Origin of the sequence: Alteribacillus bidgolensis, from assembly GCF_002886255.1 — a bacterium.
Taxonomy (GTDB): domain Bacteria; phylum Bacillota; class Bacilli; order Bacillales; family Marinococcaceae; genus Alteribacillus; species Alteribacillus bidgolensis.
In genome coordinates this window covers 264,620-278,520 of the sequence record NZ_KZ614149.1, presented here as the reverse complement: position 1 = coordinate 278,520, position 13,901 = coordinate 264,620, and the positions used below count along the sequence as shown (strand labels likewise).

The window sequence follows — 13,901 nt, the reverse complement described above, 5'->3', positions numbered from 1 at the left end:
AACATAAGGCCATAATGATGAGTTAAACTGCATTCTCTGCTATCATAATAAGAAAAGAAGGAAAAGGGGAAATAATATAAGTGAATGTAAATAAAAAAACAGTCCTAAAAAGATTTGCAAATAGGAAACAAGGAATTATTGATGAGTACGAAATGCGCCGCTATGCTGTATTGATACCTTTAATAGAGATAGAAAAAGAAATGCACATATTATTTGAAGTGCGAGCTAAACATATGAACCGCCAACCTGGTGAAATATGCTTTCCAGGAGGGATGGTAGATTCTTCTGATCGCACTCCTGGTGATGCTGCAGTTCGTGAGTTGTGCGAAGAAGTAGGAGTTAGTGAAGAATACATTTCCTTAACGGGCAGTCTAGATAGGATGGTATCCCCTTTCAACCAAATCATCTATCCTTATGTAGGCTTTTTAAACCGTTCTGCTCCAATGTCGCCCAATCAAGAAGAAGTGGATGAGCTTTTTACTGTACCTTTATCTTTTTTTCTCGATATGGAACCTGAACGCCATGATGTGTACCTAAACGTAGAAGCAGGCTGTTCATTTCCTTATGAGCACCTTCCAGGAGGGAAGAATTATCAGTGGAAAAAAGGAGTAATACCCGAATATTTTTATTTTTATAAGGATTATGTTATATGGGGGTTGACCGCTAGAATTATTAAACACTTTATTGATGAATTGAACGTGAATGACAAGTAAATAGCCGCGTGTTTTGGCCATGAAAAAGGAAACCGACTAACAAAAAGGTACTTCTACTAAAAACGTACACGTCGACGCACAGGGCGTGCTAATGTCGTCAATGTCAAACGACACGACGTTTTTGACAACGGACGACAGGACGTTCTAGCTGCCAATAAAAGGCATCTGCGTTCCGGTCATTAAAAGAAGTTTCGGCACCTAAAATCATTTTCATTCCTTTGTTGCTTCAGCTTTAGATGCGTATTGGCCTTAATGCATAAAAAATACCACATTCTCAAAAAAGAGAATATGGTTTAAATCTTTACTTTCTTATTTTTTTTAAGAAAAACTCGGCTTTCCGACATGTCAACGAAAACACCTAACAGAAGGTAAAGGACTTCTGTTAAGTTCGCAAACATCCTGTACCTGTGCAGAAGTCAACACATCCTGTGCAAGTAACGCAGCGTGTGAAAGTATGCTTGAAGCAACGGGGCATTATACGTCCTGTGCGTTGAATGGCGTCGTTTTTCTTATACAGTTTATAAATAAAAAATTTTATAGTTTCCTAACAGTGAAAAACATTCTGTCAATCTATTCATCAACTTTTTCCTCTGCTCTTTTTCCTATAATATGGAGAAAAATGGAAACCATTAAAAGAACATTAATGATAATCAAAGCAGTCGTTTCCTCTTGTTTGGAAAAAGTATCTGGTAAAAAATAGCCCAAACTGAGAAACGAAGCCAGCGTTAACAATATTCTGCTGAAAGTAGAGAAATCCCGAGCCAGTTTTTGCTGTTCTTCTGTCTCCTTTTCCATCTTCTCTCCCTCCCTATGCCTACTGTTATAATTGATTATATCACAGGGGATGAGAGGGATAATTAGGAGACTTTAACCAAAAATAGAAGATGTTTAGTAGTTGCATATATTTATATTTATATTTGCCTATTTTTTAACTCGTCAATCATTGAAAGAACTAAATTTGCAGAGTGAACGGATGCCTTTTTTAGAAATTGATCATATGATTGTTTAGCATCCTGTCCCGCTATATCACTTAGTGAACGAATAATTACAAATGGAACGTTAAATCGATAACAAACTTGAGCTATAGCCCCTGCCTCCATTTCAGCACACTGTGGTTCTACAAATGTATTTTTTAAAAAGGCAACTCTCGAATCATCACTCATAAAAGAATCACCTGAGACAACTAAACCTTCCAACGTCGTTAATTTTTCGTTTATAGCACATTTTTTTGCTGCTTGAACTAGTGTTTCATCCGCTTCATATTTTGCTGGCATTTGAGGTACCTGACCAAATTCATATCCAAATACAGTTGCATCCACATCATTATAGCGGACCTCTTTAGAAATTACCAGATCTCCCACTTTCAAAGCTGGATTAAACCCGCCAGCCGAACCTGTATTTATAACAGCATCAGGCTGGAATTTTTCCAGCAGAATCGATGTACTAATTGCCGCATTTACTTTACCTATCCCGGATTTAACTAGTATAATTTCTTGTCCTTGTATGTATCCCCTATAAAAAAAACTTCCGCCAATTTCTTCCTCAATCCGATTTTCCAGATGATCTATTAACAATTCCACTTCTTCGTCCATTGCTCCGATTACTGCTATTCTCATCCTAACAATCCCCTTCTTATTATCATTTCTTCACATGCTGCTTTCCCTATATTATAATACTATCACGGTTAGTTAAAGGTTACATAAAGGAGGTACCATTTTTGAGTATACAATTACAGCCAATAGGAGATAAAATAGAATTCTTTGAAGCGCCCTCTCTTCATCATTTAGAAGAAAAAATTAATAAACAAGTAGAACATAACGAAGCTATTTTATTGTATGTACATCATGTGCAGCATCACGTTCATTATGATCCGGCTACCTCTAGGCCTATTTATACTGCTGTCGTTCATTTTAAGGGGAAACAAACTTGATGAACGTTAGCAATTTCCCGAGTGCTGTGAAAATGACAGCAACCTTTAAATGCAATCCTTTTACGGCCCGGGTATTTCTTTTATTATGTTCAAGGCCTTTTAACATAAATGTGTAAGGAGCACTCTGCTTGTCGAATGTAAGGAGGCGCAGAAGCCAGCACATTGTGTGGAAGACGTCTTACGGCAACGGTGTCTTAGTTCAGCCCTGAATGCGTCATTTTACTTATACTGTTTACCAATAAAATTTATACTTTCAGAACAGTAAGCCCTTTCTTCTAACATAGTTAAATGGGATGACCTCATTCAACTAAGCTCTATTTACACACTAAAAAGAGCCGCCCCTGTGCTTGAACTGAGGTGACCCCCAAAAGTTAGAGTTTTATATTAAGCAGCTAATTGGCAAGTATGAATCCGGTATTGAACTGGACTCATACCTGCCAATTTTTGCTTTATACGCTTGTTATTATAATAATCGATATGTTCTTCAATTTTCTTTTTTAAATCTTCATATGAGGATCGTGCCTCACCGTGATACATCTCTTGTTTTAATAGACCGAAGAAGTTCTCCATAGGAGAATTATCTATACAGTTACCTTTCCGCGACATACTCTGAAACACATTATTTTTCTTTAGTGTCTTAACCCAACTTCTATGTTGATAATGCCACCCTTGAGCCATGAACTTATCATTGGAGGGTTTGTTATACCAAACTGAAGGGCTGTTTCCGTTTCTGAAGAACCTGTTCTCTTCATAAAAGCTTAATACTTCCAGCTTGAATTGAACAGAATAAACTTTCTTTTGTCGTATCCTTTTTAATCCTTCTATCCCAAATTTCTCGTATAGTTTCACCCACCTTTTAATTGGTGAACTGTTTGTCATGCAATGCTTCTTAGCCAACGTGTCATATCCCAAATAACCCTCTTGATATTCTCTTACTACCATTAACTTAAATTGTTCACTATATTTAGCCATAAAGAAACACCCCAAAAGTTAGATTTTACTCTAACTTTTGGGGTGCAGTACAAACTTGCTTTGGGACAGCTCCTCTTTTATCATTCATTTAGTTATGAGGATTTGAATCTAATACTTTCACTTCAATGGGTTTCCAGCCTTCGTTTTCAATAAACTCCATCGTCACATGATAAGGATTGTTTTCATTATTTTTGTCACTAATTATTCCTACAACAGTGTGGCTGTCACCGCCGTTTTCAATTCTCCAATATCTTATATCGTCTTCGTCGGTCTCATCAAGATTCGTTGCATACCGCAAAGCCATTTTCATTTCTTTCCAGTTTTGACTGCCTTTATTAAAATCATGACTAAATGATCCAGACTGTTCTGTTCCAATCGGTTCCCACTCCCCGCTTTCACCATCTCCTTCAGGAATTTGGGGGCCATCGGGCTCTTCTTCTGGTTCTTCGGAGTTCTCTTCTATTTCATCCGTATCACTATTTTCTTTACTTTCTTCTGTATCCGTTTCAGGCGCCTCCTCAGGTACGTTTTCCGATTCTTCTTCTGTTTCTTCTACAGGTTCCGTTTCCGCTTCTTCTGCTATATTATCTGTTTCGTTCTCTTCCACTGCTTGGTCATTCCCTGAAAAAAATAGTTGAACTGCAAAAAATATAATAAGACCACCCACCGCAACAATCGAAGCGTTAAGGATACGATTCATTCGTTTTCTTTTCCGCATTTCATACCGAGTATCTTCTCCGAAACCACGGTTGTTATCATTATTCACCTTTCACCACCTGCCATTCCTTTCAGCACATAATAATAACTATCCTCTTCTTCATAATATAAGATTTTATAAGTTTAATCGAGAGGGTTTTATGTTTTTTTCAGTATTTTACACAAATCCATATATTTTTTTATGCTTTATAATTTGACATTAGAAAAACTCAATTTTCCACCGTATCCTTATAGCGGAAGACGTAGTTTTACTTATACTTTGATCCTTTAACAAAGTTAAACTTCCCTAAAGTATAAAAAGAAAAGCAGCGATATTAACTCGCTGCTTATAAAATCATTTAATTTACTTCAATAATTTCTACTTCAATGTCTCCTCCTGGTGTACTCACTGTTACTTCTTCTCCTACTTTTCTTCCAAGTAAGCTCTTTGCCATAGGAGAATCATTAGAAATCTTGCCTTCTAACGGATCTGATTCTGCACTCCCTACAATTGTATATACTTCTTCTTCACCATTTGGGAGTTCTTTAAACTTCACTGATTTCCCAAGGGCTACTTCTGTATTATTAGAGGCATCTTCCTCAATAATCACAGCATTTTTCAGCATCTTTTCAATTTGGTTGATTCTGCCCTCAACAAATGCTTGTTCATCTTTAGCTGCATCATACTCAGAGTTTTCAGAGAGGTCTCCAAAACTTCTAGCTATTTTAATACGTTCAACAACTTCTTGTCGACGCTCTGTTTTTAAATAATTTAATTCTTTCTCTAATTTGTGCTTTCCTTCTTCTGTCATATAATGCTGTTTTTCTTCTGCCATTTTATTAGTCACTCCTCTAACTGATAATTACCATATATTTAAATTGTTATACACACGAAATAAATATGAGAAAGGTCTGTTCCACAGTTTTTAAGGAACAGGCCTTCCTTTGGTTAAAAATAACACACAATTCTTTCTGCCATTATCATACGCATGGTTTAGAAAAAATACAAATAATTTTACTCTTTATTTTTCCTCATCATATCCCAAGGCTTTACTGGCTGATCAATTTGAAAGCAAACGGTTTGGAGAGGATGTCTAGCAGCATCCATTTTATTTCCTTTATCATCAAAAAGAATAGGAACGGTTTGTTTAAAACTATTACTGTTTGGTCCAAAAAATTCCACTTCATCCCCAGATTTAAAAAGATTTCTTTGTTGAAGGGTGACCATTTTTGTCTTCTTGTCATAATCAAGGACCATACCAGCAAATTCATATGGGGCGTTCTTTTTACTTTCTCCCCACAATTGTTCCTTATAAGTTGGTACATTTTCAAAAAAAGCCGGTGCAGTATCACGGTTGGCACACTTCCCAAGCTCTTCTAACCACTCTCTTTTTATTTGAAAATGTTCAGGATTGGTGTAATACTCATCTATTACTTTTCGGTATACAGATGCAACAGTTGCTACATAATGAATAGACTTCATTCTGCCTTCAACCTTTAAACTGTCAATCCCTGCATCCATTAATTTAGGTATCGATTGAATTAAATTCAAATCTTTTGGGCTCATCGTAAAAGGTACATCATTTATAGAATGTAGAGGTTTTTCTTCTTTTTTTTCTGATGCTATTAAATCATAGTTCCAACGGCACGATTGGCAGCAACCGCCTCTGTTAGAATCTCTAGCTGTCATATGGTTGCTCAATACACACCTGCCTGAGTACGATATACACATCGCTCCATGTATAAATGTTTCGATCTCTATGTCAACGTACTTCTTTATTTCAAGCATATCCTCAAGGCTGACTTCTCTAGCCAGCACGACTCTATCTAACCCTTGTCCTTTCCAAAATTTAACAGCTATCCAATTAGCCAATGATTGTTGAGTAGATAAATGAATTTCTAGAGAAGGTGCAGCTTTTTTAGCCGTTTCTATAATAAGCGGATCTGCAGCAATAATTCCCGCCACACCAGCTGCCTCAATTAATTCTAAATATTCATCAAGCCCTTCCATGTTTTCATTATGAGCAAATATATTTGTTGTCACATACACTTTTGCTCCATATTTCTGTGCAAACGTCACGCCTTCTTTCATTTGCTCGATTGAAAAATTTCCGGCATTCGACCGAAGTCCAAACTCTTGGCCGCCTATATACACTGCATCTGCCCCATAATGAACAGCAATTTTCAATTTTTCGAGGTTCCCAGCAGGTAACAGCAGTTCCGGCTTTTTTAATTCTTTCGTCGTCCTATTGTCCTTCTTTTTCTGTACAGCTGCCTCCACTTCAACCCCCCCTTTAATACACTGTTTCTTTAAAGAAAAAGCCTGTATCTATGTCTCGTGTACGAGGTTGAAGACTTTTTGCTTTATCTAACATGATTTCTCTTTTTTTGCTATATAGTGATTGGTCTTGATAATACAAGTCTATCGCTTGTTTATAAAGAGCAGTAACTTCTGTAAGGTATGATTTATCCTTGAAAATACCTTCTATTTTAAAGGCGTCTACTTCAACATCAAGCAGTTCATCTAACTCATCAATAATGCACATATCTCTAGGACTCATAATGTGGGTACCGTTTCCATCTTCAAAAACGGGATATTTCACATCGCGTTCTGAATCATATAAATGCAGATTGCGTTCTTTATCTCTGCGCTCTATTTGTAAATTCCGCCCTTGATATTCCATATAATTTCCAACTAATTGTCGTTTAGATTGAAACATACACGCCATACCGTGAACTTGAATTTCGATGTCTACCGTTGCATTTTCCTTTATCTCAGTAATAGCATCCATATTTAATTCACGGGCAAGAACAGCTCGCTCGGCTCCTTGTTTCCCCCAATAATTGGCAGCTTGCCAATTCGTTGCTGTAGTTTCTGTATTCCAATGAAGGGGAATAAATGGAGCAGTTTCTTTGGCTATTAAAAGAACAGCAGGGTCTCCATAAACAATTGCATCTACTCCTATACGATTTAAGAACCTAATATATTCCTTAAGGTATTTCAATTGATTATTATGAAATATAGCATTTACTGCTGCATAAACATTGGTTCCCCTTTTATGGGCTAATTCCACAGCTTTTTCCATTTCTGCTCTGTCAAAATTCCCTGCAAGCCTTAAACCAAAAGCTTCTTCACCAGCTAAAAATGCATCAGCCCCTGCAGAAACCAGATCAGGGATGTCATCTGCTTGATGAGGAGTGACGAGCAATTCAGGTCTGTCCGCCATGCATCTCACCTGCTTTATTTATATTTTTTGACTTACAGCCAGCCCATCACCAACAGCAAGAAACTTTGTAGAAAAAGAAGGATGATCTGCCAGCCATTTATTATATGAATGAATTTTTCTTACCATCGAACGAATACGTCTAGGAGCGTCCTCAGGTTTAGCAGCCAGTCCTTTGAAAAAGACGTTGTCTGTAATCACAAGACCTTTATGCTTCAAGCAAGGGGTGTACTTTATAAAAAATTCTTCATACTTTCCTTTCGAAGCATCAATAAATAATACATCAAATGGAGATCTGTCTTCAAGAGAAAAAGTCTCATCAAGTGCATCCACGTGAACAAACGTAGTTTGAGACTTTAATTTACTTTTACTTCTAAAGTTAAGAGCTGTTTCATAACGCTCTTTATCTTTTTCAAGAGAAATAACTTTTCTCTCTGGTGAATCATTTGCTATTCGAAGCGCTGAGTATCCTATAGCAGTTCCAATCTCAAGGATACGTTTGCTGTTATGTATATGTAATATTTGCAGCATAACATCTAACGCTTCTGTTTCTATGATAGGGACATTGTTATTTTCTGCGAATTTCTCCATTTCAAGGAATAATAGGCTAGGTTTATTGTTTAGATCACGTATATATTTTATCATTTCAGGCTGTTCATACATTGTGTCTCTCCTGTACATTAATAAATGTTTTTATTTTTTCATAGATGTATCCTTAAAAGGCGGCTTCCCATAACTTAGGAAAGCCGCTGGAGCTTTATCTAAATGTATAGATCAAGATTTCTCCTAAATTACTTTTATTTATTCAGTTTCTTCCGCCTCTTCCCATTCACTTCTATATGTTTCTTGTGTTCTTCTATGTTCTTCGTAATTATCATTATAAATAACCTCACCATTCGGCCTTGCGTAGAAATAAAGATATTCACTGTCTTCTGGCAGCATAACTGCTCTTATAGAATTAACTCCGGGGCTGGCTATTGGTCCTGGTGGTAATCCACCATACCGATAAGTGTTATATGGTGAGTCAATTTCTGTATCCTCTAAAGAAGTCATATAACGATGTTCGCCTATCGCATAAGCAACTGTAGGATCCACCTCAAGTCTCATGCCTTCTTCCAACCGATTAAAAAGTACTCCTGCAATGATTGGCCGATCTTCTTCATGCTGGGCTTCCCTTTCAACAATAGAAGCTAATGTTAATAGTTCATGTATCGAATAGTCACTTGCTTCTAGTTGTTCTGAAAATTCTACCACATTTTCCTCCATACGTTCAATCATCTGTTCTATTATGTAAGTAAGCTCAGGTTTTTCTTCCATAAAGTCATATCTTGCCGGGAACAAATAGCCTTCAAGCGGATAACGAATATCTGCCTCAAGTACTTCTTCGTCTAGAATAGAAAAACGTTCTACTAAATCTTTTACATACTCTTCATCTTCAAGCTGTGACTCAATTTCTTCTTCCTCATAAGGTACTGCCTCTGCAATTTGGGATATAATATCTTCGTACCAAGTACCTTCTGGTATCGTAAAAGTCAGTTCTGGTTCTTTTATGACCGTTCCGTCTTTTAAAGAATGAATAATTTCATCTATATCCATGGAAGGAGATAATTCATACGTTCCAGCTTGAAAACCCTTTTCATTTTTGTATGTCACATAGTACCGGAATATTGTTCCGTTTTTTATGACGCCTTTTTCTTCTAGTATCTGTCCTATGGACGAACTACTTGAGCCAATCGGTATCTCTATTTCTACTGTTTCTTCGCTTTCTTCCTCTAATGGTTTTAACGCTGATGTTATGTATATATACCCGCCTAAACTGACTCCAATAATGACAAGCAATATGACAGCAATCACAATAAACACAATCCGTCTCACAATTTTTGCTTGTCCAGCTCGTTCTGTCAATTGATTTTTTGAATTTTTCTCACTCATAAAAGCCTCCCCCTTTTCCAACGCTTTCATTATACAACATTTGTCAATATTCGAGTTTCACGAAATCATAATGCTGATAGTGACAAAGCTGTTACAGTTGGTTTTGGAGGAAAGCATTTATTCACTAATTTTGATAATCATAGAATCTCAAACAAGTTTTTCCCTTGATCTTCTAGATAAATCTAAATGAAAAACCAATCGCTTGTCTATACTGCTTGTCTATACTATATACACTTTCCCAATCGTCTAATAAAAACTGCCTTATAAAGAGAAACTTCACTCTTTTAAGGCAGCTTATTTTATCATTCACTTGTATATATCTTTACTCCATCTCACCAGCACTGAATGTTTCAACCATTTCCTCTATGATATCCCATTCCTCATCTGTTTCAATCGGAAATAAAGAGATATCTGAGTCTTTTTCTCCCTCATCCTCAAAACGGAAGGCAAACACTTCGACTTCTTCTTCGGTTTCATTTTCTCCAGCATCCGTTAATACCATATAGGATTTCCCTGTATCATCTACATCAAATGTAAACAATACATCAAAAAGATGTTCATTACCTTCATCGTCAGGGATTACAATACGCTCGTTTTCTTCTTGTGTCATTCGTTACACCTCCGCTGTCATTCTATTGGTTTTGATCAAGATATCCTTGTAATATCATCACGGCTGCCATTTTATCAACGACTTTTTTTCTTTTCTTTCTGCTCATATCAGCTTCAATCAAAGTACGTTCTGCAGCCTGTGTTGTTAAACGTTCATCATACATATAGACTGGCACTTGTAATTCTTTCTCTAGGTGCCTGGCAAATTCTTGGCATTGTTCCCCGCGCGGACCTATTGTCCCATTCATATTTTTAGGAAGACCAACTACTACTTCAGAAGCTTCATGTTCTTTCATTAACTCTGAAATTCTTCCAAATGCTTCCTGTGGGTTGTCCCCTTTAACATGAATAGTTTCAAGCCCTTGGGCTGTCCATCTCAATGCATCAGAAACAGCAACCCCTATCCTTTTCATGCCAACATCTAAGGCTAATACTTTCATTCCTTCTCCTTCCCGTGTTCATGCAAATAAGACCTCACTAATTCTTCGATCAGCTCATCTCTTTCAATCTTCCGGATGAGAGTACGGGCATCTTTGTACCTAGGAATGTATGCAGGATCACCGGACAACAAATAACCTACAATTTGATTAATTGGATTATATCCTTTTTCTTCAAGAGCCTGGTAAACCGTAAACAATACTTCGCTGGCATCTACGTCTATGGAATCATCCTGGACATTAAATTTCATGGTGTTGTCGTTTGAACCCATCCCATACACCTCCTCAATAAGTACTGCATTTATTTTTAAGGACAATTATTACATATAACAGTCCAATGCTTTCAACATCTTGCCCTTATTGTACACCAATTATTCCCTTTTAGGAAATGGATTTCACAATTTCAGTGACTGCATCCAATGCCTCGGAAAGTTTATCTGGGTTTTTCCCGCCGGCCTGGGCCATATCCGGACGGCCTCCTCCGCCGCCTCCGCATATAGAAGCTGTTTCCTTAACAATATTTCCTGCTTTATATCCCTTTTCGGTTAAATCTTTTGTCACACCAGCGACAAGATTTACTTTACCATTATTTACTGCACCTAATACAACAATACCAGAGTCTATTTTTTGTTTTAATTCGTCCACTGTGTTGCGCAGGCCATCCATGTCTGCAGTAGATACTTCTTGTGCGATAACATTAACACCGTTTACTTCTTTTACATTATCAAGCAGATTTCCTGCCTCCATGTTTCCAATTTTCGCATTCAGAGATTCATTTTCTCGCTGCAAATCACGAATCTGCTGTTGAAGTGCCTCAACCCGCTGTGGAACATCTTGCAGGGATTTAGCTTTAAGTTTATCACGAGCATCTTTTAAAATGTTCATTTGATCATTCATAAACTCATATGCTTTTTGTCCGGTTACTGCTTCAATTCTTCGCACTCCTGCTCCGATGCCTGCTTCTGAAACGATCTTAAACATTCCTACTTCAGCTGTATTATTTACATGACAGCCTCCGCATAACTCTATACTATAATCTCCTACTTGAACTACTCTTACTTCGTCACCGTATTTTTCCCCGAATAAAGCCATAGCTCCCATTTCTTTAGCTTCTTCAAGTTTTTTCTGTTCGATGGTGACAGGAATAGCTTTCCATACTTTTTCATTTACGATTTCTTCAATTTGGTCTAATTCGTGTTGTTTCACTTGACCAAAATGGGAAAAATCAAAACGCAGACGGTCTTCAGAAACCAAAGAACCAGCTTGGTTTACATGGTCTCCCAGTACATCTTTTAACGCCTGATGAAGTAAATGCGTAGCCGTATGGTTTTTCACAATATCGACGCGTTCTCTTTCTTCCACGACAGCTTTAACGGCAGCGCCTGTTCTAAGCGATCCGCTTACTATTTCAACAGTGTGTAAATGCTGGCCATTTGGTGCTTTTTGAACATCAACAACGTTTGCTTCCATTTTTTTGTTAACTATTTTTCCTTTATCAGCGACCTGACCACCGCTTTCAGCATAAAAAGGTGTTTGATCAAGAATGAGCTGAGCTGTCATTTCAGCAGAAACGGTATCAACTTTTTCTTTTTCGTGAACGATTACTTGTACCACTGCCTCCGCTTGAAGCTCGTCGTAGCCGATAAATTCGCTGTTTTCTTTTATTTCAGCTAATACCGCATTTTGTGATTGCATAGAAGCATCTTCTTTACGAGCTGCTCTTGCCCTCTCGCGCTGCGCTCGCATCTCTTTCTCAAACCCTTCTAAGTCAATAGCAAAGCCTTTTTCTGTAACATACTCCTCTGTGAGATCGACAGGAAAACCATACGTATCGTATAAACGAAAGACATCTTCTCCAGATATAACAGATGTATCAGCTTGTTCTGCTTTTTTCATTATATCTGATAAAATAGCAAGCCCTTCACTTAACGTTTCATGGAAACGTTCCTCTTCATTTTTAATCACTTTTTGAATGAACGCTTCTTTGTTCTTTACTTCAGGATAATAGTCTGCCATAATTTCTCCGACAACAGGCACTAATTCGTACATAAAAGGCCGTTCTATACCGATAAGCTTTGCATAACGCACCGCTCTTCTTAACAATCGTCTTAAAACATATCCTCTTCCTTCGTTCGAAGGCAAAGCACCATCACCAACAGCAAAGCTTACTGTACGAATATGATCAGCAATTACTTTAAAAGCTACATCTTTTTCTTCAGACGAACCATAAGAAAGACCAGTAATTTTTTCTACTGTCCTCATGATCGGTAAAAACAAATCAGTGTCATAATTCGTTTTAGCATCTTGTATAACAGATACAATTCTTTCTAACCCCATACCTGTATCAATATTTTTCTTTGGAAGCGGGGTGTAGGTATCATCAGGGTTGTGATTAAATTGTGAAAATACCAAGTTCCAGATTTCTAAGTACCGTTCGTTTTCGCCTCCTGGGTATAATTCCGGGTCAGTTGGATCATTCCCATACTCTGGCCCGCGGTCGTAAAATATTTCTGTGTTTGGCCCGCTCGGCCCCTCACCGATGTCCCAGAAATTTTCTTCTAAACGAATAATCCGTTCTTCAGGCAGACCTATATCTTCTTTCCAATAATCATAAGCTTCATCATCTTCTGGATGGACCGTCACTGATAGTCTTTCCTTTTCAAATCCGATCCACTTTTCACTCGTTAAAAATTCCCACGCCCATTCAATAGCTTCTTTTTTAAAATAATCTCCAATGGAAAAGTTTCCAAGCATTTCAAAAAATGTATGGTGTCTGGCGGTTTTTCCGACGTTTTCAATATCATTTGTTCGTATTGATTTTTGGGCGTTTACAATACGTGGATTCTCCGGGACAACTCTGCCGTCAAAGTACTTCTTTAAAGTTGCAACACCGCTGTTAATCCATAAAAGAGTTGGGTCTTCATGTGGAACTAATGAAGCACTTGGCTCTATGGAATGTCCTTTTTCTTTAAAAAAATCTAAAAACCTCTGTCTTACTTCCGCAGCAGTATAAGCTTTCATTTTTTATTCCTCCTAGGTAAAATGATATTCATTATGTTTTCGACTGCCATAACATTAGACAAAACATCCATTTTTATGAAGACGGATCGTATCGTAATCCACAAAAGAGAAAATATAATTTCCTGGACAATAAAAAAACTCCGCCCCCCATGGTGCAGGGACGAAGTTTGTTTCGCGGTACCACCCTGTTTACAGACTAAAGTCTGTCAACTTATGCCATTAACGCAGGTTCACGGCAGCAATTAACTGCATTCCGGGACAGCTTTCTGCTACTCTTCTCTGCCGTTTTATTCCAGCCAAGTAAAACGGTCTCTGTGCAGAGGGCTTTAGCATACTTTCCCCATCTTCATGTTATCATTATATTTTC

At 37.6% G+C, this 13,901-nt stretch carries 14 protein-coding genes, 2 pseudogenes and 1 other annotated feature; of the genes and pseudogenes, 2 read left to right on the top strand and 14 right to left on the bottom strand.

Annotation, left to right across the window (positions count from 1 at the left end):
• The first annotated feature begins 80 nt into the window (after positions 1-80).
• Positions 81-713: an NUDIX hydrolase gene (locus CEF16_RS01505; protein WP_091587113.1), complete on the top strand. Its 633-nt coding sequence runs from the start codon at positions 81-83 to the stop codon at positions 711-713.
• Positions 714-1,283: 570 nt separating this feature from the next.
• On the opposite strand, the gene CEF16_RS01500 is transcribed toward CEF16_RS01505, so the two are convergent.
• Together CEF16_RS01500 and mtnN are read right to left on the bottom strand one after the other, a co-directional pair.
• Positions 1,284-1,508, bottom strand: coding sequence for a YrhC family protein (locus tag CEF16_RS01500; RefSeq protein ID WP_091587112.1), 225 nt, complete (start codon positions 1,506-1,508; stop codon positions 1,284-1,286).
• Between the two features lie 116 nt (positions 1,509-1,624).
• Positions 1,625-2,329 carry a 5'-methylthioadenosine/S-adenosylhomocysteine nucleosidase gene (gene mtnN / locus CEF16_RS01495; protein WP_091587111.1) on the bottom strand — a complete coding sequence of 235 codons (705 nt, stop codon included), beginning with the start codon at positions 2,327-2,329 and terminating at the stop codon, positions 1,625-1,627.
• Positions 2,330-2,430: 101 nt separating this feature from the next.
• Here mtnN and CEF16_RS01490 point away from each other — a divergent pair, with 101 nt between their 5' ends.
• The gene (locus CEF16_RS01490) at positions 2,431-2,643 is read left to right on the top strand and encodes a DUF2536 family protein (RefSeq protein ID WP_091587110.1); all 213 of its coding nucleotides are present in this window, start codon (positions 2,431-2,433) and stop codon (positions 2,641-2,643) included.
• Between the two features lie 384 nt (positions 2,644-3,027).
• Here the strand turns inward: CEF16_RS01490 and CEF16_RS24185 are convergent.
• From CEF16_RS24185 to alaS, 12 genes and pseudogenes are all read right to left on the bottom strand, one after another.
• Positions 3,028-3,315, bottom strand: a pseudogene (locus CEF16_RS24185) (transposase); the annotation flags it as partial.
• Positions 3,316-3,456: 141 nt separating this feature from the next.
• Positions 3,457-3,585, bottom strand: a pseudogene (locus CEF16_RS25185) (helix-turn-helix domain-containing protein); the annotation flags it as partial.
• 118 nt (positions 3,586-3,703) lie between these two features.
• The gene (locus CEF16_RS01480) at positions 3,704-4,381 is read right to left on the bottom strand and encodes a YrrS family protein (RefSeq protein ID WP_091586996.1); all 678 of its coding nucleotides are present in this window, start codon (positions 4,379-4,381) and stop codon (positions 3,704-3,706) included.
• Positions 4,382-4,670: 289 nt separating this feature from the next.
• A complete protein-coding gene (gene greA / locus CEF16_RS01475) occupies positions 4,671-5,147 on the bottom strand; it encodes a transcription elongation factor GreA (protein WP_091586995.1) in 477 nt (158 codons plus the stop codon).
• 179 nt (positions 5,148-5,326) lie between these two features.
• Positions 5,327-6,592, bottom strand: coding sequence for a peptidase U32 family protein (locus CEF16_RS01470; RefSeq protein ID WP_091586994.1), 1,266 nt, complete (start codon positions 6,590-6,592; stop codon positions 5,327-5,329).
• Between the two features lie 13 nt (positions 6,593-6,605).
• Positions 6,606-7,538: a peptidase U32 family protein gene (locus tag CEF16_RS01465; protein WP_091586993.1), complete on the bottom strand. Its 933-nt coding sequence runs from the start codon at positions 7,536-7,538 to the stop codon at positions 6,606-6,608.
• An 18-nt stretch (positions 7,539-7,556) separates the two neighbouring features.
• Positions 7,557-8,198 carry an O-methyltransferase gene (locus CEF16_RS01460; protein WP_170031475.1) on the bottom strand — a complete coding sequence of 214 codons (642 nt, stop codon included), beginning with the start codon at positions 8,196-8,198 and terminating at the stop codon, positions 7,557-7,559.
• Between the two features lie 138 nt (positions 8,199-8,336).
• Positions 8,337-9,467 carry an endolytic transglycosylase MltG gene (mltG, locus tag CEF16_RS01455; RefSeq protein WP_091586991.1) on the bottom strand — a complete coding sequence of 377 codons (1,131 nt, stop codon included), beginning with the start codon at positions 9,465-9,467 and terminating at the stop codon, positions 8,337-8,339.
• Between the two features lie 322 nt (positions 9,468-9,789).
• Positions 9,790-10,077, bottom strand: coding sequence for a DUF1292 domain-containing protein (locus CEF16_RS01450; RefSeq protein WP_091586990.1), 288 nt, complete (start codon positions 10,075-10,077; stop codon positions 9,790-9,792).
• Positions 10,078-10,099: 22 nt separating this feature from the next.
• The gene (gene ruvX, locus CEF16_RS01445; RefSeq protein ID WP_091586989.1) at positions 10,100-10,516 is read right to left on the bottom strand and encodes a Holliday junction resolvase RuvX; all 417 of its coding nucleotides are present in this window, start codon (positions 10,514-10,516) and stop codon (positions 10,100-10,102) included.
• Positions 10,513-10,785 (bottom strand): IreB family regulatory phosphoprotein, encoded by a 273-nt coding sequence (locus CEF16_RS01440; RefSeq protein WP_091586988.1) that lies wholly within the window; start codon positions 10,783-10,785, stop codon positions 10,513-10,515. Before CEF16_RS01440 ends, ruvX begins: the two co-directional genes overlap by 4 nt.
• A gap of 109 nt (positions 10,786-10,894) precedes the next feature.
• Entirely contained in the window at positions 10,895-13,534 is a 2,640-nt protein-coding gene (gene alaS, locus CEF16_RS01435) for an alanine--tRNA ligase (protein WP_091586987.1), read from the bottom strand.
• A gap of 153 nt (positions 13,535-13,687) precedes the next feature.
• Positions 13,688-13,890, bottom strand: a binding site (T-box leader).
• Positions 13,891-13,901: the final 11 nt, after the last annotated feature.